Raw genomic sequence first — 21403 nt, 5'->3', positions numbered from 1 at the left:
GCACAGTCACATCGCCACCATGTCCGAACCGCTAGTCCTGACCCTGTCATGTGCCGACCGTCCCGGCATTACCGCCCGTGTGACCTCCTTTCTGTTCGAGCGCGGTGGCAACATTCTCGAAGCGCAGCAGTTCAACGACCGCACGTCCGACGCCTTTTTCATGCGCGTCGAGTTCGACCCCGCTAACGTCGGCCGAGCGGCCATCCGTGAAGGTTTCGCATCCATCGCGGCCGAATACGCGATGGACTGGAAGCTATCCTTGCGCGACCGGCCTCGCCGAGTGTTGCTGATGGTCAGCAAATTCGATCACTGCCTCGCCGACCTGCTCTATCGCTGGCGCATCGGCGAATTGCCGATGGACCCGGTAGCGATCGTCTCCAACCATCCGCGCGAAGCGATCGAGCACACGCATCTTGGAGAAATTCCCTTCCATCACCTGCCGGTCACCCGCGAGACCAAGCTGGAACAGGAGGCGCAGGTCCGAAAAATTGCGGAGGATACCGGCGCAGAACTGGTCGTCCTTGCCCGTTACATGCAGATCCTTTCGGACGAACAGGCAGCGCACTTCTCGGGCCGTTGCATCAATATCCACCACAGCTTCCTGCCGGGCTTCAAGGGCGCCAAACCGTATCACCAGGCGCACGAGCGTGGGGTAAAGATGATCGGGGCCACGGCGCATTACGTCACGGCCGATCTCGACGAGGGGCCGATCATTCACCAGGCGGCAGAACCGATCAGCCATGCCGACACACCCGAGGAACTCGTCCGCAAGGGTCGCGAGATCGAGAACCGGGTGCTGGCGGAAGCGGTGCGCCTCCACCTCGAGGAACGCGTATTGCTCAACGGCAAGCGGACAGTGGTGTTCAGGGGCTGAGCAAAGCCTTCCACGGCCCAGCGCGCGGATCGTCGCTCGCCAGCGGATTCCACACGGCTGTCATCCTTGCCAGCGCCACTTCCTCAGGCACGCCCGCCTCGCGGTCGAGCAGGTAGAAGAATGCGGTCACGCGCCAGTTCATGATGCAATGGACGTGAACCGGTCCGTCCACTTCGTCGAGGGTCTTGCGCAGGGCCGCGACATGATCCCGCGTCGGCGCGTCGAACGGCACGGGAATATGCGTGTAGCCGATGCCCTGCGTGGCGAAGGCGGCCTCCTCTTCCGGCAGCGCCTCCGGATGGTCGGCCAGTGCGAGGTTCACGACATGCCTTACACCTATCGCAGCGAGCCGTGCCGGGTCGCCCGGCTCGAGCCTGCCCGATGTGGTGACGCCGTCGGACCTGCGCTGCCAGTTGCGCAGGTCCGACGGGTCGCCAGCCCTTTCGGTCATGTACCTTCGAGTGCCTTGTCCTCGTTGGCGCGCTTGAGGACGTAGAGCCGGATCGCCTCGATCTGGTCGGGGCTGAACTGGTCCTTCCATGCGACCATGCCGTTGTCGGCAAGAATCCCGTCATGGACGACCTGCTGCCACAGCTGCTTGTTGCCGATGGTTGCCGAATGCCTGAGGTCGGGGTTCAGGCTACCTGCGACCGCCGATACGCCGTGGCACACGCTGCAGCTGTTGCTGTAGAGCTTGAGGCCCAGAGCCACCTGTTCGGGGGTTCCGGTCGCTGCCGGCGGATCGAGCACGAGTGCTGGAGTGGGCTTCAGCGGGGGCAGGGTGCCCTTGGCGCCAAGCTTGAACACCAGCAGTCGGCTGATGTTGGGCGTGATACCGCCGCCCAGCTTGCCCGCCGAAACGTCCCACACGCCGCCCCAGCCGACCAGTACTGCGACATATTGTTCGCCGTCGATCGAATAGGTCATGGGCGCTGCGAGCACGCCCGTCTGCGTCTCGAACGACCATAGTTGCTTGCCGGTGTCCGCGGCATAGGCGCGGAATTCACCGGTGGACGTCCCCTGGAAGACGAGGTTGCCCGCCGTCGCCAGCGTACCGCCGTTTGTCGGACTGGTCTGCTGGACCTTCCACTTCACCTCGCCCGCAACAGGATCGAAGGCGACCAGCGCGCCATTGAGTGCGGCCTTGGTCGCTTCCCGGACGGCCTTGTCGGCCGGGATCGCACCGCCGCTGACATCGATGCCGAGCTGGAAGCCCGTTTCGCCCGGCTTCCAGTCGGGGTCATGGGCGTAGAATTGCGGCGTGTTGTTGGTGGGGATGTAAACCAGGCCGGTCTTCGGGCTGTAGCTCATCGGCGTCCAGCTATGCGCGCCCACTGCGCCCGGCACGCCGAGGAAACCCTTGCCCGTCATTTCGTACTTGGCTTCCGGATTGACACTGGGCTTGCCGGTTACCGGGTCGAGACCACTGGCCCAGTTGATCCCGTCAACGAAGGGCTTGCCCGAAATGAACTTCCCGGTCTCGGCATCGAGGACGTAGAAGAACCCGTTCTTCGGCGCATGCATCACCACATGGCGGGTCTTGCCGTCGATGGTCAGGTCTGTGACCGTGATCTGCTGGTTGGAGTCGAAATCCCAGCGATCTTCCGGCGTTTCCTGGAAGTGCCAGGCATATTCGCCGGTATCGGGATGAACCGCCACGATCGAGGCCGTATACAGGCTGTCGCCCGCGCCGTCGGTGTTGCGATAGGCCGGATTCCACGGCTCGGCGTTTGCCGTGCCGAAATAGACGAGGTCGGTCTTGGGATCATAGGTAATCGAATCCCACACCGTGCCGCCGCCGCCGCGCTTCCAGAAATCGCCGCTCCACGTCTTCGCTGCCGCCTCGAGGTGCTTGCCATCCTGCGGCTTCGATGGGTCTCCCGGGACGGTGTGGAAGCGCCACAATTCATTGCCGGTCTGCGCATCGAAGGCAGCGAGGTAGCCACGGGTGAAATATTCCGAGCCTGCCGAGCCGATCAGGACGCGGCCCTTCACGATGCGCGGCGCGCCCGTGATGGCCATCTTCGAGCCTTCGGGAATCGTCAGCTTCGACCACACGACCTTGCCGGTCTTCTGGTCGAGCGCCACCAGCTTGCCGTCGAGCGTGGCGACGTAGACCTTGTCGCCGTAGAGCGCGACGCCGCGGTTGACCGCGTCGCAGCACACCTCGACCAGCTTCGAACGCGGGACTTCCGGATCGTAGGACCACTTGAGGGCTCCGGTCTTGGCATCATAGGCCTTCACCATCGACCATGCCGTGGTGACGTAGAGCATGCCGTCGTGCATCAGCGGCGTCGCTTCCTGGCCGCGCGCGGTGTCGAGGTCGGCAGACCAAGCGAGGCCCAGTTCGCCGACATTGGCATCGGTTATCTGGTTGAGCGCGGAGAAGCGCTGCTCGTTATAGTCGCCGCCGTAGGTGAGCCACTCGTCGCCATTTCCGGCCGCGAGCATGGCGTCGGTCACGCCATCGGTCGCCAGCGTCGGTTCCTTCGCTCCCATGCTGCATCCGGCCAGAGCCAGCGCAGCAAGCATCGCAAGCCTGCCGTATCCCATCGATGTTCTCTCCCCGGCAACGGAAGAATCCGTCGCTCTTCTGCAACCTATCCTGCAATGCCGACGAAGGCTTGTCCATCACGTCTTGCACGATAGGATGCGCGGGTCGGGGAAGAGGAGATTTAGGTATGTGCGACAGGCAGGATCTCGCCCGCTGGGCCAACTCGGAGTTTTCCCGGCGCGGTTTCGGGGCAATGTCCCTGGCGGGGGCTGCGGTTGCCTGTGCGCCGGTGCAGGGCGACGCAGCGGATGCTCTCGACAATGCATTGGTCGAAAGTGAGGTGAGTTTCCCGACGCCTGACGGCACGATGGACGGGGAGTTCTTCCACGCTGGGTCTGGCACCAGTCCCGGCGTGATCCTGTGGCCCGATATCGCCGGCATCCGTCCCGCGAAAAGGCAGATGGCGAGGCGCCTTGCCGAGGCGGGGTACGTCGTGCTCCTCGCCAATCCCTACTATCGCGATGTCGCCGGCCAGCAGTTCGCCGATTTCGCCGATTTCGCCGGCAATGGGGGGTGGGACAAGGTGACGCCGTGGCGCACCAAATTCTCCGCAGCGACCATCACCACCGATGCCCGTGCATGCGCGGATTGGTTGATGCAGCAGGCACCGGTCGCCAAGGATCGCGGCATCGGATCGCAAGGTTATTGCATGACCGGCAGCTTCGCCGTCATCGCTCCGTCCGCCGACGATCACATCCGTGCCGGCGCGAGCTTCCACGGCGGCGGCCTTGTCCGGGCAGAGGGGCCCAGCCCGCACAAGCTGCTGCGCGCCGACGCTCACTACCTCATCGCCATCGCCCAGAACGACGATGCCAAGGCACCCGGCGACAAGACCGCACTGCGCGAAGCAGCGGCGGGGACGACCGCCGAAATCGAGGTCTACCCGGCCGATCACGGCTGGTGCGTACCGGACTCCCCCTCCTACGACGAGATGCAGGCCGAACGCGCGTGGTCGCGATTGCTTGCGCTCTATCGCCAGGCTCTCTGACGGTCGTCCGGTTTTCCTTGCGGCCCGGTCCCCCGTCGCTACCATGTCGGTCAGACAGAGGGGTCTTTGATTATGGCTGAAATCTTCCTTGGCATGCTGGTGCTGCTGACGCTCGTCTTCCTGATGATGGGCGTGCGCGTGGTGAAGCAGGGTTACGTCTACACGATCGAACGCTTCGGACGTTTCACCATGTCGGCCGACCCGGGCCTCCATCTGATCGTCCCGTTCATCGACCGCGTCGGGCAGAAGGTGAACATGATGGAGCAGGTGCTCGATATCCCGGGCCAGGAAATCATTACCGCCGACAATGCCATGGTCGGGGTCGATGCCGTGGTGTTCTTCCAGGTGCTCGATGCGGGCAAGGCGGCCTATGAAGTGTCGAACCTCTACCAGGCGATCATGGCGCTCACGACGACGAACCTGCGCACCGTCATGGGCGCAATGGACCTCGACGAGACGCTGTCCAAGCGTGACGAGATCAACGCCCGCCTGCTGAGCGTGGTCGACCATGCGACCTCGCCGTGGGGCGTGAAGATCACCCGCGTCGAGATCAAGGACATCCGCCCGCCGCTCGACATTTCGGAGGCCATGGCCCGGCAGATGAAGGCTGAACGCCTCAAGCGCGCGGAAATCCTCGAGGCCGAGGGCGACAAGACCAGCTCTGTCCTGCGTGCCGAGGGCCGCAAGCAGTCCGCCATCCTCGAGGCCGAGGGCAAGCGCGAAGCCGCATTCCGCGATGCCGAGGCGCGCGAGCGTGCGGCAGAAGCCGAAGCCCGCGCGACCGAGCTAGTGTCCAACGCCATCGCTTCGTCGGGCAGCCAGGCGATCAACTATTTCGTGGCCCAGGAATACACCAAGGCGGTCGGCAAGTTCGCCGAGAGCCCCAATGCCAAGACCATCCTGTTCCCTGTTGAGGCGACCCAGCTGATCGGTTCTCTTGGCGGGATCGGGGAGCTTGTCCGCAGCACGTTCGACAAGCCTGAAGGCACGGTCGATGCAGGCACCGCCATTCCGCAGCAGCGCCCGCGTGAAGCCGTGCGCGCGCCCGTCCAGCGGCCGACCGTGCCGCGATCAGGCGACCAGGGCTGAAGCACATGGACGGGATCGAACACTACTGGATTTGGCTGATCCTCGGCCTTGCCTTGGCCGTGCTGGAGATGCTGGTACCCGGCGTCTACCTGATCTGGCTCGCCGCTGCGGCCATCGTGATTGCGGCCATCACCTTCGTTTCCGGTCCGCCATTGGCCGTGCAGGTCATCGCCTTCGTGTCGTTGGCGCTGGTCTTCGCCTTTTCCGCCAAGCGCTGGCTGCGTGAGCGGCCGATCGAAAGCACGGATCCCTTGCTTAACAACAGGGGCGGACGGTTGGTCGGCGAAACCGCGCTGGTCACCGCAGCGATCGAAAGCGGATCGGGCCGGGTGCGTGTCGGCGACAGCGAATGGATTGCGCGTGGACCAGACGCTGCCGCAGGTGAGCGCGTGCGCATCACCGGCAACAGCGGCGCCGAACTGCTCGTCGAACCGATTGCCAGGTTGACAGCAGAAGCACCTGACGAGGCTTAGGCCGCAACTCTTCCGCAGACTTTAGTCCCGCGGATCAGGTGAAGGGCTGCTGCCCCGCCTGCAATCAGATCCGAAACGGATGCAATCCCCATGGATTGGGCAGGGGATTAGGCTAGTTCCCGCGATGGACGGACGGCGCAGGTGTAGGGGTCGCCAGTCGGATAACACGTGCGCGGCGATCCACTGGATCGACTTCTGAATCGATCAGCTTCTTATTCTTGAGCCGCTCGAGCGCCAGGTAGAAGCCGCGGTATGAAGAACCAGTAGCAAGCATGATCTCCTTAATTCTCGAAGAACCGTTATTCATGAGATAGAAGATGATCTTTCCGTCGACTGTAAAAAGGTCGACGCCAACTTTTTCCAGCTCCGTCGAGAGCTGCGATACTTCACTACATAGATCCGGCACGGAATTAGATGCCCCTGAATTATACTAATAGGCGATTTCCCCAAATCCCCTGGATGCGCTGCGTTAGCCATGGTTAAAGTAATACGCAATGCAGAATGATATATTTAAAAACATGCGTTTGTGCATATAATTTGAATACGCAAAACAGATACCAATGAAATTCCAAATCCCTTAGCCAATACACAACCGGGCCCAGAGGAACGTCTGGTTTAACATTTGTTATTTATTCAATGAGGGATTTAATATGCGTACTCATAATAACGCAGGCCGCAGCGCTGTCGCTGCAGGCCTCCTTGCCAGCACTGCCGCGATCGGCCTCGTAGGCGCAACACCCGCCGCAGCACAGGAAGCTTGCACCGTCTACACCGGCTTCGGCGTCGAATGTACCGAGCCCACCGATGTCGACGTTGCCCTCAGCACCTATGATTACAGCGGCATTGCCGACGGCGCCTACGACAATCTCGACAGCAAGATCGAACAGACCGCGCCTACGCAGGACCAGATCGATGCCGCCCAGGCCGATGTCGATGCAGCGACGGATGCCGCGACCGCGCTCAACGGCGCTGAAGCAGCCGTTACTGCCTCGCTGACCCAGGACAATCTCGATGCCTTCGCTGCGGTCACCACTGCCGAAGCAGACCTCGCGGCAGCGACGGCTGCCGAAGCCGCGGCCGCAGACGTCGTCACCGTTGCCGATGCAGCCTACAATGATGCGGCCGACGCACTGACCGCAGCAAACCAGTCGGTGACCGACGCCAACATCGCGCTGAGCGCCGCAAGCGATGATGTCGCCGCTGCACAGGCTGCCTATGACGCAGACCAGAGCACCGCGAACCTTGCGGCTCTCAACGCAGCGCTCGTCGCTCGCGCCGAAGCGCAGCAGGACCTTTCGGCAGCCGAGGCGGACCGTACGGTTGCGCTTGCGGATGCCACTGCTGCCGCAGATGCGCTCGACGCAGCCCAGGTGGCTTTCGACGCAGCTGTCGACACCCGCGTTGCCGCAGCTGATGACCTTTCGACGGCCCTCAGCGATCTCGACACCTCGCTTGCCTCGAACACCGACTTCGTCGATGCGATCACCGATGCCGGCTATACCGCCAGCGCCGATGGCTTGCAGAACCTGACCGCCGATGCGGCATCCGCGAACCAGGACCTCGCCGCCGCCGAAGCCCAGTTTGCTGGCCTCGACGATGTCACGAACACGTTCATCCGCGCTCAGGAAGTGCTGGTCGGTGCCGCCGAAAACCAGAACGCGGCGATTGCTGCGGCCTCGCAGGCCCTTCTCGGCGATCCGCGCGCGGCCGAGACGAATTCGGAAGTCGAAGTGATCGCTGCGCTCGTCGACCACGAGGACCGCATCACGGCCAACGAAGCAACTCTCGTCGACCACGAGACTCGCATCACCGCGAACGAAGAAGCGATCGTCGTTCTCGACGAGCGCGTGACCGCGAACGAAGCGACCCTCATCGAGCATGACGCCCGCATCACCGCCAACAGCGAAGCCATCGTCGCCGAAGCTGATGCCCGTGCGGCAGCCGACACCGTTCTGCTCGACACCATCACCAGCGAAACCAATGCGCGTATCGCTGCTGATACCGCGCTCTCGAACCGTATCGACACCGTTTCCAACCGCGTCGATGTTCTCGAGACTCGTATCGCGGACTTCGATGATCGTATTTCGAGCTCGACCGCTACGGCCATCGCGCTCGGCGGCATGGCTTTCCTTCCCGACATGCGCTTCAATCTCGCTGTGACTGGCGGCTTCTATGAGGGCGCGAACGCAGTCGCGGCCAACATGGGCCTCCGCGTCAGCGACAACGTTGCTGTGACTGCCGGTGTCGGTGGCGGTCTGAACAAGAATGGCAAGATCGGCGGTCGCGTCGGTGTGATTTTCGGCTGGTAATCACAGTCCGGTTAATTCGACCGCATACTTGGTGGTCCGGTGTCGCAAGGCGCCGGACCACTTTTTTGTGCATTGTCAAAATGCGCGCGAGAGCCAGGATCCGCTCGCGGATTATGCGCTCAGGCGGTCGGCGAAACGCCCGTGCTTGCGGTAGCGAACCATCCACTTATCGAGGAACAGGCCGAGTGGCTTGGCGGCAATGCCGAGTTTCTCGAGCCCCGGCAGTGCGCCTGAAGCGATGCTGCCCTGCTTCAGAAGCTTCCACTGGTCGGACGACATCGGCGTACCGGGCAGGGCGGCGAACAGGGCCGAGCCCGCATCGGGTACGGGCAGGAAGCTGCGCTTGCGGTTTTGGGCTGCCGCAATGCGCTGGTTGAGGTCCATCATGGTCATGACCTCGGGCCCAGCAATTTCGTAGGTCTTGCCTCCGTGGGCCGCCGGATCCTCGAGCGCACGTGCCACAGCTTCGGCGACGTCGTCGACATAGACCGGCTGGATCTTCGCATCGGGACCGAAGACCGGAAGGACCGGCAGGCTCGAAATCAGCCCAGCGAACATGTTGAGGAAGTTGTCGTCCTTCCCGAACAGGATCGAGGGTCGCAGGATGGTCGCCCCGGGGAAGGCTGCCCGCACACTTTCCTCGCCCAGCTTCTTGGCGGCGGCGTATTCGATCACCGTGTCCTCGTCGGGTTCGTCGGCGATCGCGCTGACGTGGACGAAGGCCTGTGCACCCTGCGCCTTCGCTGCCTTTGCCATCCAGCCCGGCGCCTCGCCCATGATACGCGACAGATTCCCATCGAAAGTTCCGATCAGATTCACGACTGCGTCTGCACCAGTCACGCAGGCTTCCACGCTCCTGCGGTCTGAGGCATTGCATCGGGCGAACTGGATCTGGCCAAGGTTGGCGAGCGGCTTGAGGCGGAAAGCACGCTCGGGGTTGCGGCTGGCGATCCGCACGCGCGCCCCGCGCTCGAGCAGGGCCTGCGTCACATAATTGCCGATGAAGCCGCTGCCGCCCATCAGCACCACCAGCTTGCCGTTCAATGCACTGACCTTCGCCATCGAAATCGTCCGTTTCCAGTCCCTGGGAATCTTCGCTGCGCCCCTAGCCACAACCCTCATGGCTTCGCAAGCGTTCCGCCCCGCCGATTGCAGTTGACAAGAATCGCACCCCTTCGCTAGTGGCGCGCTCCTACCCGGCCGGGACGACGATGATCCTCGGCCAGCATGTGTGCCCAGATGGCGGAATTGGTAGACGCACCGTCTTCAGGTGGCGGCGCTCGCAAGGGCGTGGAGGTTCGAGTCCTCTTCTGGGCACCACTTTCCGAGAAATGAACACCCGGCAGGGGACGCGCGGCGCTTTCGTCAGATGCGTGGCATTGTGGCGAGTAGCAGGCAGGCAACTGCCGAAAGTCCTGCCAGCATCAGGAAGAGTCCCTGGAACCCGAAGGCTGGGATGAGCGCTAGCACGATCCATGGCATTACCAGCGACGGCACGGTGTTGGTCAGGTTGAAGATGCCGAGGTCGCGGCCGCGCGTTCCCGGGCGCGGCAGGACGCGCAGGGTCTGGCTCGAGTGGAGGGCGAGGAAGATGCCTGCCATGACCCCGAAGAGCACATAGGCCGCCATGGCCGTCGGGCCGGTGTGCGCCCCGGCCAGTGCGACGAGGCCAAGCGCCGCCCCTCCCGCTGTCACCGTCAAGGGCAGGCGCGGGCGGTCGACCTTGTCCGACCAGCGCCCGATGACGAGTGCGAGCGGCACCGATGCTATCAGGACGGCCGTGAACACCCGGGCGGTGTCATTGTCGGTCATTGTCCCGTCGATGCTGCGCAACCACAGGAGAAGGAAAGCGAAGAGGGCCGCCTCGGCAATCTGGACGAGCAGTCGCGCAAGCCACATCCGCCGGACAGGCTCGTCCTTCGCATGCTCCACGGGCCGGCCTTCCTCGTGCACGGCCGTGACGAGGTGGGGCATCGGACGCGGGCGACCGAAGAAGACCACCGGCAGGATCATTGCCGCGACGATGACGGCATTGAGGACCAGCCTCGTATCGCCTCCCGCGAGGCCGGGATAGGTGATGATCATGCCCGTGAAAGCGCCCAGCGCGGGAGCGATCGACAATAGCCCGCCCAGCAGTCCCTTCTGTTCGTCGGGCACGCAGTCACCGGCCCAGGCAAGGAGCGGGTTGAGCATCATGTTGAGCCCGACCTGCCACAGCACGATCATCGCCAGGAGGCCGGCGACCGTCTCGACATGCTGCATGGCGACGAGCAGGACGCCCGAGACGAACACGCCGGCCAGTATCCAGCCGCGTCGATTCCGGGTCCTGTCGCTGAGCCACCCGAAGACGATGTTGGCAATGCTCGCCGCGACCGCGCCTGCAAATGCCGTGTAGGAAAGGATTTCGAGCCCCTGCGCGCCCCATTGCCCGGTCACCCGCACCGGCAGCAGGAGCGTGAGGAAAGGCGCATAGGCCGCCGAGCCACCGGCCGCCGCCAGCGCGTAGAGCAGGAGAAAGCGCAGCGACTGCTGCTGGTGGTGCGGTCGGTCGGGCGTGAAGGTGTGCATGCCGGCCGAACACTAGCGACCTATCTTGCGGCGACCAATATCTCCGGGCGTCCCCGTCCCCGAGCCAGCGGGATCAATCGATGGCAGGCAGCAGTTTCGCCAGCTTCCCGACAATCTCGTCGATATGCGACTTGTCGAGGATGAGCGGGGGCGAGAGCGCGATGATGTCCCCCGTGACGCGGATCAGCAGGCCCTCGTCGAAAGCGCGGTGGAAGATCTCCATCGCCCGCTTGGTCGGAGCGCCGGGACGCGGTTCGAGTTCGATGCCACCGATGAGCCCGATGTTGCGGCAATCGATGACGTGCGGGGCGCCCTTCAACGAATGGATCGCATCGGCCCAGTATTCCTCAAGCACTATCGCCCGCTCGAACAGGCCTTCCTCGCGGTAGAGATCGAGCGTGGCGATGGCTGCTGTCGAAGCCAGCGGGTGGGCGCTGTAGGTGTAGCCGTGGAACAGTTCGATTCCGGCCGGCGCATTGTCGACCACCGTGTCGTGAACTTCGCGACGAACCGCGACGGCGCCCATCGGGACCGCGGCGTTGGTCAGGCCCTTGGCCATGGTGATGATGTCGGGAGTAACCCCGAAACGTTCGGCGGCGGTCGCCTTGCCCACCCGTCCGAAGGCGGTGATGACCTCGTCGAAGATCAGCAGGATGTCATGGCGGTCGCAGATATCGCGCAGGCGCTGGAGATATCCGACCGGGGGAACAAGCACGCCGGTCGAACCTGCCACCGGCTCGACGATGACGGCTGCAATGGTGTCTGCGCCGTGCAGGGCCACGATCCGCTCGAGGTCGTCTGCAAGCTCGGCGCCGTGTTCGGGGAGGCCTCGAGAGAAGGCATTGCGTGCCAGGTCATGCGTGTGGCGCATATGGTCGACGCCGTTGAGGAGTGTGCCGAACTGTCGGCGGTTGTTGACGATGCCACCCACCGAAATGCCGCCGAAGCCGACGCCGTGATAGCCGCGCTCGCGACCGATCAGGCGCGTGCGGCTGCCCTGGCCGCGGGCCCGCTGATAGGCGAGCGCGATCTTGAGCGCGCTGTCGACCGCCTCGGAGCCGGAGTTGGCGAAGAAGATGCGATCCAGTCCCTCGGGCATGATCATCGACAGCTTGGATGCCGCCTCGAACGCCAGCGGGTGGGCCAGCTGGAAGGTCGGGGCGAAGTCGAGCTCGCCAGCAGAGGCACGGATCGCCTCGACGATCTTTTCCCGTCCGTGTCCGGCATTGACGCACCACAGCCCGCCTGTGGCATCGAGTACCTGGTGGCCGGTGGCAGAAGTGTAATGCATCCCCTTGGCCGAGACGAACATGCGCGGATGTGCCTTGAAGCCGCGGTTGTCGGTGAAGGGCATCCAGAAGGCGGACAGGTCGTTGCGCTCGGCCATGGTGGCTCCGGTAATCGTTTGACCCATGCTGGATAATTGGCCTCCCCGTAGCCATCCAACAGAATCGCCAGCGAGACACCCATCGGAAAAACCGATAGTAATAGCTCCGATTAATCTCGATGGCGGGATTGGTGGATTTGGTGAATATCCGAGGATACGGGAGGCCGCCTGCGGGAAAACTGCGCGCGGCTCGATAAAATTACCCGATATTGAGGAGGGCAAGTTGAGGATGCGCAAGATCATTGCAATGGCGGCACTGCCGCTCATGTTCGCGTCGACCGCGGCGATGGCACAGGATGAAGATACCGAGGAAGCGACCGGCGCCTGGGAAGTCGACGGCGAAATCGGGATCAACTCCGACTATCGCTTTCGCGGCATTTCGCTGTCGGACAAGGATCCCGAAGTTACCGCGGAACTCAGCGTTTCGCATGAGTCCGGCCTTTACGCCGGGGTGTGGGCCTCGAACGTCGCACTCGACGATGGTGCCGACGATCTCGAACTCGACCTTTATGCCGGTTATGCCGCCGACGTCGGCGCGATCAGCATCGACGTCGGTGCGGTCTACTATCTCTATCCCGACTTCAGCGACTACAATTACGTCGAACTGCTCGGATCGATCGGGACGGCGGTAGGCCCGGGCACGGTGACCCTTGGTGTCGCCTATGCGCCGAGCCAGGAAAACCTCGGCGACGAGGACAACACCTACGTCTACATCTCGGGTGAAATGCCGATCGGCGATTCCCCGATTTCGGTCCACGGTACCTTCGGTATCGAGGACGGCGCCTTTGCCGACAACAAGAAGGACTGGCTGATCGGCGCCAGCTACGATCTGGGCAGCGGCTTCACCGCGACGCTCGATTATGTGGATACGGCCCACAGTTTCACCAGCCTTGGTGATGCGACCGTGGTCGCGGGCCTGTCCTTCGCATTCTAACCCGGATACGGCCCGGGTCTTCCGAAAGGAAGGGCCCGGGCCGGTCCAGACAGGACAATCATGAGTACCGACATCGCCAGCTGGATCAGCGAACGCGGGATCAGCGAAGTCGAATGCATCGTTCCCGACATGAACGGGATCCAGCGCGGCAAGGTCTTGCCCGCCAACAAGTTTCTAAAATCGCTGACAGATCGCACGCTGCGCATTCCGGTTAGCGTCTTCTCGGTCACGGTAACGGGCGAATACCCTGACGACGTCGACCACATCGTCCTGCCCTACGATCCGGACATGACGCTGGTGCCGGACCCGACCACGTTGCGCGAGGCACCGGGGTTCCAGACCCCTACTGCCTATGTCATCGCCGACGCCTACACGGGCAAGAACCAGCCGGTCGAAATCGCGCCCCGCGCCATCCTGAAGCGCGTCCTGGCGCTCTACGAGAAGCGCGGATGGAAGCCCGTGATCGCGCCCGAGGTCGAGTTCTACCTCGTCTCCAAGAACCTCGATTCCGACTTCCCGCTGGTCCCGCCAGCAGGCCGCTCGGGGCGACCGGAAACGGCGAGCCAGCCCTTCGGCCTCGAAGCGCTTGGCGAGTTCGAGGACATCATCGAGCACATCTACGATTTCTGCGAGAAGGCCGACCTCAACATCGACACGATGATCCACGAGGCGGGCGCAGCCCAGCTCGAAGTCAATTTCGTCCATGGCGATCCGCTGGAGTTGGCCGACGAAGTGCTGCTGTTCAAGCGCATCGTGCGGCAGGTCGCGCTAGAGCACGGCGTTTACGGGACCTTCCTCGCCAAGCCCATGTCCGACCAGCCGGGCAGTGCGATGCACATCCACCAGTCGATCCTCGACATAGAGACTGGCCGGAACGTCTTCACCACGCAGAACGGTCGCGACAGCGCCCTTTTCCGCAGCCACATTGCTGGGCTTGCCCGGCTGCTGCCGCAGATCACCCCGATGTTCGCGCCCAACGTCAACTCGTTCCGCCGCATGCGGCCCGACAGCGCGGCGCCGATCAATGTCCAGTGGGGCAGCGACAACCGCTCCTGCGGCTTGCGCATCCCGATCTCCGACCCGGCAAATCGCCGGATCGAGAACCGCCTGCCGGGTGCAGACTCCAATCCGTATCTCGCCATCGCCGCGTCGCTCATCTGCGGCTACGTCGGCATGGTCGAACGGATGCAGCCGCCCAAGAGCGTGACCGGCAATGCCTACAACCGCGCGCGGACCCTGCCGCGCACGCTCGAAGGTGCGCTCGATCGCTTCAGCAAGTGCAAGCAGGTGCGCCAGTATCTCGGGGAGGACTTCTTCGAGGTCTTCTACGCGATCAAGGAAACCGAGCTTTACGCCTACCAGTCGGTCATCAGCTCGTGGGAACGCGAGCACCTGCTGCTCCGTGTCTGACAATGTCCGACTATCCGTCTTCCTGGTATGCGGCGACCGCAGCCCAACTCGACCGCCAGCCGCGGCTTGAGGGCACTGCCACGGCGGACGTCGTGGTGGTCGGCGGGGGCTTCACCGGCCTTTCGGCGGCACTGAGCGCGGCCGAGGCCGGCTACTCGGTCATCCTGCTCGAGGCGCATCGCATCGGTTGGGGAGCCTCGGGCCGCAATGGCGGGCAGATGATCCCGGGCATGCGCTGGTCGGCGCCCGAACTCGTCGAGCGCTTCGGTGCGGACGAGGGCAAGCGCCTCGTCGAGATTGGTATGGCGGCGAATACCTCGGTCCGGCGCAGGATTGCCAAGCACGCGATCGACTGCGAACTGCGCGACGGGCATTTTCACGCTGCATGGAAGGCCGCGCACCTCGACGAGATGCGCGACGAGCTCGAAATTCTCGAGCGCCTCATCGGCTACGAAGGCGCGCGGATGGTCGACAAGGCCGAGGTACCTTCGATCGTCGCAAGCGATGCCTACGCGGGCGGGATGTACGATGCCAACGGCGGACACCTCCACGCGCTCAACTATGCCCTCGGCCTTGCCCGTGCGGCGATGGCGGCAGGGGTAGTCATCCACGAGGATACGGCCGCGCTCGACGTCGATCATGGAAGCCCCGTGATTGTCACCACCCCCCACGGGCGGGTCGAGGCGAAGCACGGCATCCTCGCATGCGATTCCGACATCGGCTCGATCGAGCCCAGGCTCGGCCGGATGATGATGCCGGTGGTGAACTACAATGTGGTCACCCGGCAGCTGACGCCATCGGAGGCCGAGGCGCTGATCCCGTCGAACGCCTCGATCGCCGAGAGCCGCTTCGTGCTCAACTACTACCGCCGCACGCCCGACAACCGGCTGATGTTCGGCGGGGGCGAGAAGTACACGCCCAAGCCGCCGCGCGACGTCCGCGCTTTCGTCCGCCCGCACCTGGAAGGTGTCTTCCCGCAATTGCGCGGTGTGGAGATCGATCATGCCTGGGGCGGAACCATCGGCGTCACCATGAACCGCCTCCCCCACTTCGGGCGGATTGGGAACAGCTTCTTCGCCCATGGCTATTCGGGCCATGGAGTTCTTCTGACGACGCTCGCCGGTGAACTGGTGGTCGAGGCGTTGCGCGGCACCGCCGAGCGCTTCGACCTCATCGCCAGCCTGCCGACACATCCATTTCCCGGCGGGCCACTACTACGTCATCCGCTACATGTAGCAGGCATGCTCTATTATGCGCTGAGGGACCGGCTATGATCTCGCCTGACGCTATTTCGCGGATGCTGGCTGCCGAGCAGGAGCGCTTCATTGCCGCCAATCCGCGCTCGGCTTCTCTCGGCAAGCAGGCCGCACGGCACTGGCATCGCGGGGTCCCGTTCCACTGGATGCTCGACTGGGGCACGCCGTTCCCGCTCTTCGCCGAGCGTGCGCAAGGGGCGGAGCTGTGGGACGTCGACGAACATCGCTATGACGACTTCTGCCTGGGCGACACCGGATCGATGTTCGGCCATTCGCCCGCGCCGGTTGCCAAGGCCCTGCGCGAACAGGCGACGCGCGGGCTCACCTACATGCTCTCAACCGCCGACGCGCCGGTCGTGGCAGATGAACTGGCCAAGCGCTTCGGCCTGCCGTTCTGGCAGGTGACCTCTACCGCAAGCGAAGCCAACCGTGCAGTCATTCGCTGGTGTCGTGGCATAACCGGGCGCGACAAAATCCTCGTTTTCAACGGCTGCTACCACGGCGCGGTCGATGATGTGTTCGTCGACCTCAGGAACGGCGTTCCCGAACTGCGAAAGTCGCTGGTCGGGCAGGTCTACGATGTCCGCGAACACACCAGGGTGGTCGAGTTCAACGACCTCGAAGCACTCGAGGCTGCACTTGCGACCGGTGACGTTGCCGCCGTGCTGACCGAGCCTGCACTGACCAATGTCGGCATGGTCCTGCCAGATCCCGGCTATCTCGAAGCAATGCGCGACCTGTGCACCCGTCACGGCACGCTGCTGGTGTTCGATGAAACCCACACGATTTCGAGCGGTTATGGTGGGCACACTGCGACCTATGGTCCGATGCCCGACATGTTCGTGCTCGGCAAACCCGTCGGTGGCGGCGTCCCTTGTGCGGTCTACGGCTTTTCCGCCGAGGTGGCCGAACGCATGGAGCGTGTCCGCGCCGAGGGGGAGAGCGGGCATTCCGGCATTGGCACCACGCTGTCTGCCAATGCGCTCGCGCTTGCTGCCATGCGCGCCTGCCTGACCAAGGTGATGACGCCCGAGGCCTATGATCACATGCTCCCGCTCGCCGGCCGGCTGGCAGAGGAACTGCGCGCGGTGATCGGCGCGCACGGTCTCGACTGGCAGGTCGTCCATGTCGGCGCCCGGGGCGAGTTCATCTGCGCACCGAAGGCACCGCGCAACGGCAGCGAAGCGCGCGCCGCGATGCAGGGGCCACTCGAACACGCCATCCACCTGTTCTTCATCAACCGGGGCGTGCTGATCGCGCCCTTCCACAACATGACGCTTGTCAGCCCCGCCACGACCGACGCACAAGTCGGCCGGCTGGCGGCGACGCTGGACGATTGCCTCGGGGTATTGACCGCATGACCAAGAATTCGAACCCGCCGCACAGTTCCAACTGCATCGCCGATGCGGCGGAGGCCAAGGCCTTTTTCGAGGCAAATCCGGATATTGACGCGATCGACATCATGTTCACCAACATGTCCGGCGTTCCGCGCGGCAAGCGGTTGCGCCAGCACGAGGCACTGGCGGTGTACGAAGACGGTCGCTTCCTGCCCGGATCGGTGCTGGTCATCGACATCACCGGCAAGGATTGCGAGGAAACGGGTCTCGTCTGGGACGACGGCGATGCCGACCGCCGTTGCTGGCCGGTGCCGGGGACGCTCGTCCGCGCGCCGTGGCTGGGCGAGGGCGCGGCGCAGTTCACCACCAGCTTCTATGAACTCGACGGAACGCCCAACGACCTCGACCCGCGTCACGTGCTGGGCAGCGTGATCGACCGTCTGGCCGCCGATGGCTTGACCCCGGTGGTGGCAGTGGAACTGGAGTTCTTCCTGCTCGAACAAGACGGCAGCGGTCGCCCAGCGATTGCGCGCGGGCTCAACAGCGGAGACCAGCCGCAGTTCAACGAAGTCTATTCCCTTCGCGAGATGGAGGACTTCAAGCCCTTCTTCGACGACCTTTACGCCGCTTGCGATGTGCAAGGCATCCCGCTTGAATCCGGGATCAGCGAGTATGCCCCCGGCCAGTTCGAGCTGACCCTTCGGCACAAGCCCGACGCGCTGGGCGCAACCGACGATGCGGTGATGTACAAGCGGCTGGTCAAGGGCGTCGCCGCGCAGCACGGCATGATCGCCAGCTTCATGGCCAAGCCCTTCGTCGAGCAGGCGGGCAGCGGGATGCACCTCCATGTCTCGATGAACGACAAGGATGGCAACAACGCTTTCGCCAGCGAGGACCCGGAAGGTTCGCCGCTGCTGCGCCACGCGATCGGCGGGATGAAGGACTTCCTAGGGGAATCAATGGCGATCTTCGCCCCCAATGCCAACAGCTTCCGCCGGTTCAAGGCCAACAGCTACGCGCCGGTCGCGCCTACTTGGGGCGTCAACAACCGCACCGTGTCCTTGCGCGTGCCCGCCGGCTCGCCCGCCTCGCGCCACGTCGAACACCGCATCTGCGGCGCTGACGCCAACCCCTACCTCGCAGTGGCGGCGGTGCTGGCGGGGATGCATTACGGTATGACCAACCAGGTCGATCCCGGCCCGGCAATCGTCGGCAATGGCTACGAACAGGCACCTGAGGACTATCGCCTGCCCAACCACTGGCCGACGGCAATCGAGGCGTTCAAGACTTCGCCGCGGATGCGAGACTACCTCGGCGACCGCTTTGTCACGCACTACAGCACGGTCAAGGAAGTCGAGATGGCCCGCTTCTTCGGCGAGGTCACCGAGCTCGACTACAGCTGGTACATGCACAACGCGTAAGCGCGAAGGCTCCCTCGCAGCCAGCCACGAGGACTACCCCGTCAGGTTGTCTATCCGGACGTGGCTTTGCGTGGTAATTTCCCAGCCTCGATACGGTTGGGGAGGGATGTTATGAAGATCCGCCTGATGCTGCTTGCCGCGACCAGCTTGATGATCGCGTCTTGTGACACCGCCAAGGAAAATGCGAACGCCGTTTCTCCAGAAGCAGCAACGAGCGCCGACAGCGCCGGGGACGAGGAGGCCATTCGCGGGCAGGTCGCCCGATGGCTCGACCTGATAAAGGCCAAGGACGCAGCCGCGATTGCCCAGATGTACACTGAGGACGGCGCCTTCATGCCGCCCAACGCCCCAATCGGGAAAGGGCACGCGGCGATCGAGCAGAACTGGGCGGGGATGATGGCCACTCCAGGGTTCGATCTCAATTTTGCCCCCGAGGCGATCATTGTTTCATCGTCTGGCGACATGGCGCTCGATCGCGGAACCTATCGCCTGACAGTGGCACCCGATGGCAAGGAGCAGGTCGACACCGGCAAATACGTCGTCGTCTGGCGGAAGGTCGAAGGCGAGTGGAAAGCCGCCGCAGACATCATCAACAGCGACCTGCCACCAGGCGGAGGCTGATCAGGTAGAGCCTGCCTGGTGCTCAGCGCCGCTGCTCGTGGACTGCTTCCTTGAACAGCGCAGCGGGTTCGCTGTGGCGGGTCAGGCGGCGCCAGGCGATGCCGATGTCGACGGTGGGCAGGCTTTCGCGGAGGCGCTTGGCGATGACGCGGTCGCCGTCGAGGCTCCACGGGCGGTAGACGAGGTCGGGCAGAAGGGTGATGCCCGCGCCCGTGCCGACGAGGCTGCGAACCCCTTCCATCGAACTAGTGCGGTATGTGACATGGGGCGGGTGGTCGAACTTGGACCAGATGCCTTCGATCAGCCCCTCCATCTCGTCGAGCGATAGCGCCACGAGCGGCTCGTTTTCCAGATCGGCCAGGCTCAGCACGTCGGTTTCGGACAGCGCATGCCACGGGGCGACCCAGGCGCGGCATTCGGAGCGGATCAGCGTCTCGTAGTCGATCGCCGCGCGCTGTTCCAAGTTGGAGACGATCAGCAGGCCGAAGTCGAGTTCGCCATTGACCAGCAGATGCTCGATATAGTCGCGCTTGTCCTCGACGAGGTTGACAGTGATCTGGGGGAACATGCGGCGGAAACGCGAGAGGATGTCGGAAAGGAAGTACCCGGTGACGACCGGCGTCACGCCGATGCGGACGCTGCCGGTCGCCGCGATGGGTTCCTGCCCCACGCCGCCGGCAAGGTCGGCCACCGAATTGATGATCGAGCGCGAGTGGCGCAGGAACTTGTGCCCCTCGCGCGTCAGTGTGACGCCCTTGGGATGGCGGTAGAACAGGGTGACCCCGGTTTCGAGTTCAAGCTGGCGGATCGCATCGGTCACTGCCGATTGCGAGATGCCCACTGCGCTGGCCCCGGCCGAAACCGACCGCGCCTCGGCGACGGCTATGAAGTAGCGAATTTGCCGGAAGGTGATGTTCATCGCTTTTTCCGATAGCTCTCGGGTCGAAATATAGACTGGTAGATTTCCGTTAGGAAGTGCTTGATGCACATGTGCCGGAGGGGATTCGTTCGCGGCCGCGGGCGGAGCCGTTCCATTCTCGAACCAGAGTGGGGGATTCCAATGAGCAAGTTTGACCTTTCGGGTGGCAGGATCGGTCGCCGTTCGCTGCTGCAGGGCATGGGCGTCGCGGCGATCGGCATCACCGTCACCGGGCTTGGCGCATGCACGAAGAAGGGCGCCGAGAAGGCCTCCACCGGCGAGGAAGGCGTGCTCAATTTCTACAACTGGGACACCTACATCGGCGAGACCACGCTCGACGATTTCAAGGATACCGCGGGTATCTCGGTCAAGATGGACCTGTTCGACAGCAATGACGTGCTGTTCGCCAAATTCCGCGCGGGCAATCCCGGCTATGACGTGATCGTGCCATCGAACGACTTCGTCGAGCGCATGATCCAGGCCGACATGCTGATGGAGCTGGACCATGCCCAGCTGCCCAACATGAAGAATATCGATCCCTCCTTCATCGACGTCGAGTACGACCCCGGACGCAAGTACTCGATGCCCTACACCTGGCTGACGCTCGGCATCGGCTATCGCAAGTCGAAGGTGAAGGCGAAGCCGGACAGCTGGAAGGTCCTGTTCGATTCCGACGAGTACAAGGGCCGCATCGCCGTGCTCTCCGAAGCGGGCGACATGTTCCGTCTCTACGGCAAGTATATCGGCAAGTCGGTCAACGAGCTGACCCCTGCGGACATCAAGACAATCGAAGCGATGATGATCAAGCAGAAACCCTTCATCAAGAAGTTCCACGAGGACGACGGCCAGGACCTGCTGCTCAAGGGCGATGTCGACCTGGTGCTCGAATACAACGGCGACATTGCCCAGGCGATGGTCGAGGACGACGACATCGACTTCATCATTCCCAAGGAGGGCAGCCAGCTCAATTCGGACACGCTGTGCATCCCCAAGGGCGCGCCGCATCCGAAGAATGCGCATGCGTTCATCAACTACATCATGGATGCCGAGGTCGATAAGAAGATCACCGAAACCATCCTCTACCCGACGCCCAATGCCGCGGCGAAGGCGCTGATGCCCGACGATTACAAGAACAACCCGGTCATCTTCCCGCCTGCCGACGTGCTGGCCAAATGCGAATACGCAAAGTTCAATCCTGAGCTCCAGCCCCTCTACGAAGAGGCCTTCACTCGGGTTCGCGCGTCCTGATCCGCAAGAGCGGAG

Annotated in this window: 18 protein-coding genes and 1 tRNA gene; 13 read left to right on the top strand and 6 right to left on the bottom strand. The window is 63.5% G+C overall.

All coding sequences use genetic code 11. The annotated features are described in order from the left end of the window. Positions 1-19: 19 nt before the first annotated feature. A complete protein-coding gene (gene purU, locus RAM60_RS11100; protein ID WP_369026712.1) occupies positions 20-874 on the top strand; it encodes a formyltetrahydrofolate deformylase in 855 nt (284 codons plus the stop codon). Here the strand turns inward: purU and RAM60_RS11095 are convergent. After that, a complete protein-coding gene (locus RAM60_RS11095) occupies positions 864-1325 on the bottom strand; it encodes a protein tyrosine phosphatase family protein (protein WP_369026713.1) in 462 nt (153 codons plus the stop codon). The genes purU and RAM60_RS11095 overlap by 11 nt on opposite strands. Then, the gene (locus RAM60_RS11090; RefSeq protein ID WP_369026714.1) at positions 1322-3427 is read right to left on the bottom strand and encodes a PQQ-dependent dehydrogenase, methanol/ethanol family; all 2106 of its coding nucleotides are present in this window, start codon (positions 3425-3427) and stop codon (positions 1322-1324) included. Before RAM60_RS11090 ends, RAM60_RS11095 begins: the two co-directional genes overlap by 4 nt. Before the next feature lie 128 nt (positions 3428-3555). Between RAM60_RS11090 and RAM60_RS11085 the strand changes: the two genes are divergently transcribed. The 4 genes from RAM60_RS11085 (at position 3556) to RAM60_RS11070 (ending at position 8287) form a co-directional block, all read left to right on the top strand. After that, entirely contained in the window at positions 3556-4416 is an 861-nt protein-coding gene (locus RAM60_RS11085; protein WP_369026716.1) for a dienelactone hydrolase family protein, read from the top strand. 72 nt (positions 4417-4488) lie between these two features. Beyond that, positions 4489-5505, top strand: coding sequence for an SPFH domain-containing protein (locus RAM60_RS11080; protein WP_200981431.1), 1017 nt, complete (start codon positions 4489-4491; stop codon positions 5503-5505). Between the two features lie 5 nt (positions 5506-5510). After that, positions 5511-5978, top strand: coding sequence for an NfeD family protein (locus tag RAM60_RS11075; protein ID WP_369026717.1), 468 nt, complete (start codon positions 5511-5513; stop codon positions 5976-5978). 650 nt (positions 5979-6628) lie between these two features. Further along, entirely contained in the window at positions 6629-8287 is a 1659-nt protein-coding gene (locus RAM60_RS11070; RefSeq protein WP_369026719.1) for a YadA C-terminal domain-containing protein, read from the top strand. A 111-nt stretch (positions 8288-8398) separates the two neighbouring features. Here RAM60_RS11070 and RAM60_RS11065 read toward each other — a convergent pair whose 3' ends face one another. Continuing rightward, positions 8399-9349 carry a complex I NDUFA9 subunit family protein gene (locus RAM60_RS11065; protein ID WP_369026720.1) on the bottom strand — a complete coding sequence of 317 codons (951 nt, stop codon included), beginning with the start codon at positions 9347-9349 and terminating at the stop codon, positions 8399-8401. A 171-nt stretch (positions 9350-9520) separates the two neighbouring features. Here RAM60_RS11065 and RAM60_RS11060 point away from each other — a divergent pair. Continuing rightward, a tRNA-Leu gene (locus RAM60_RS11060) sits at positions 9521-9607 on the top strand. A 45-nt stretch (positions 9608-9652) separates the two neighbouring features. On the opposite strand, the gene RAM60_RS11055 is transcribed toward RAM60_RS11060, so the two are convergent. Both RAM60_RS11055 and aptA read right to left on the bottom strand, forming a co-directional pair. Continuing rightward, positions 9653-10855: an MFS transporter gene (locus RAM60_RS11055; RefSeq protein ID WP_369026721.1), complete on the bottom strand. Its 1203-nt coding sequence runs from the start codon at positions 10853-10855 to the stop codon at positions 9653-9655. A 73-nt stretch (positions 10856-10928) separates the two neighbouring features. Next, complete coding sequence (aptA, locus tag RAM60_RS11050) at positions 10929-12269, bottom strand: omega-aminotransferase AptA (RefSeq protein ID WP_369026722.1); 1341 nt, start codon at positions 12267-12269, stop codon at positions 10929-10931. 202 nt (positions 12270-12471) lie between these two features. Between aptA and RAM60_RS11045 the strand changes: the two genes are divergently transcribed. The 6 genes from RAM60_RS11045 to RAM60_RS11020 all read left to right on the top strand — a co-directional run bounded on the left by RAM60_RS11045 (position 12472) and on the right by RAM60_RS11020 (position 19221). Continuing rightward, positions 12472-13176: a TorF family putative porin gene (locus RAM60_RS11045; protein ID WP_369026723.1), complete on the top strand. Its 705-nt coding sequence runs from the start codon at positions 12472-12474 to the stop codon at positions 13174-13176. Between the two features lie 60 nt (positions 13177-13236). Beyond that, complete coding sequence (locus RAM60_RS11040) at positions 13237-14586, top strand: glutamine synthetase family protein (RefSeq protein ID WP_369026724.1); 1350 nt, start codon at positions 13237-13239, stop codon at positions 14584-14586. 2 nt (positions 14587-14588) lie between these two features. Further along, the gene (locus RAM60_RS11035; protein WP_369026725.1) at positions 14589-15860 is read left to right on the top strand and encodes an NAD(P)/FAD-dependent oxidoreductase; all 1272 of its coding nucleotides are present in this window, start codon (positions 14589-14591) and stop codon (positions 15858-15860) included. Further along, on the top strand, positions 15857-17203 hold the full coding sequence (locus tag RAM60_RS11030; RefSeq protein WP_369026726.1) for an aspartate aminotransferase family protein: 1347 nt from the start codon (positions 15857-15859) through the stop codon (positions 17201-17203). Before RAM60_RS11035 ends, RAM60_RS11030 begins: the two co-directional genes overlap by 4 nt. Next, complete coding sequence (locus RAM60_RS11025; protein WP_369026727.1) at positions 17200-18600, top strand: glutamine synthetase family protein; 1401 nt, start codon at positions 17200-17202, stop codon at positions 18598-18600. The genes RAM60_RS11030 and RAM60_RS11025 overlap by 4 nt, the downstream gene beginning before the upstream one ends. 111 nt (positions 18601-18711) lie before the next feature. Further along, positions 18712-19221 carry a YybH family protein gene (locus RAM60_RS11020; RefSeq protein ID WP_369026728.1) on the top strand — a complete coding sequence of 170 codons (510 nt, stop codon included), beginning with the start codon at positions 18712-18714 and terminating at the stop codon, positions 19219-19221. A 22-nt stretch (positions 19222-19243) separates the two neighbouring features. On the opposite strand, the gene RAM60_RS11015 is transcribed toward RAM60_RS11020, so the two are convergent. Beyond that, positions 19244-20140, bottom strand: coding sequence for a LysR family transcriptional regulator (locus RAM60_RS11015; RefSeq protein WP_200981420.1), 897 nt, complete (start codon positions 20138-20140; stop codon positions 19244-19246). A gap of 141 nt (positions 20141-20281) precedes the next feature. Between RAM60_RS11015 and RAM60_RS11010 the strand changes: the two genes are divergently transcribed. Then, positions 20282-21388, top strand: a complete 1107-nt coding sequence (locus RAM60_RS11010; RefSeq protein ID WP_369026729.1) for an ABC transporter substrate-binding protein — start codon at positions 20282-20284, stop codon at positions 21386-21388. The last annotated feature ends 15 nt before the right edge of the window (positions 21389-21403 follow it).

This window comes from Qipengyuania sp. RANM35 (assembly GCF_041021145.2).
Taxonomy (GTDB): Bacteria; Pseudomonadota; Alphaproteobacteria; order Sphingomonadales; family Sphingomonadaceae; genus Qipengyuania; species Qipengyuania soli.
The sequence above is the reverse complement of the archived record's forward strand: the minus strand, read 5'-3'. Positions and strand labels throughout refer to the sequence as shown.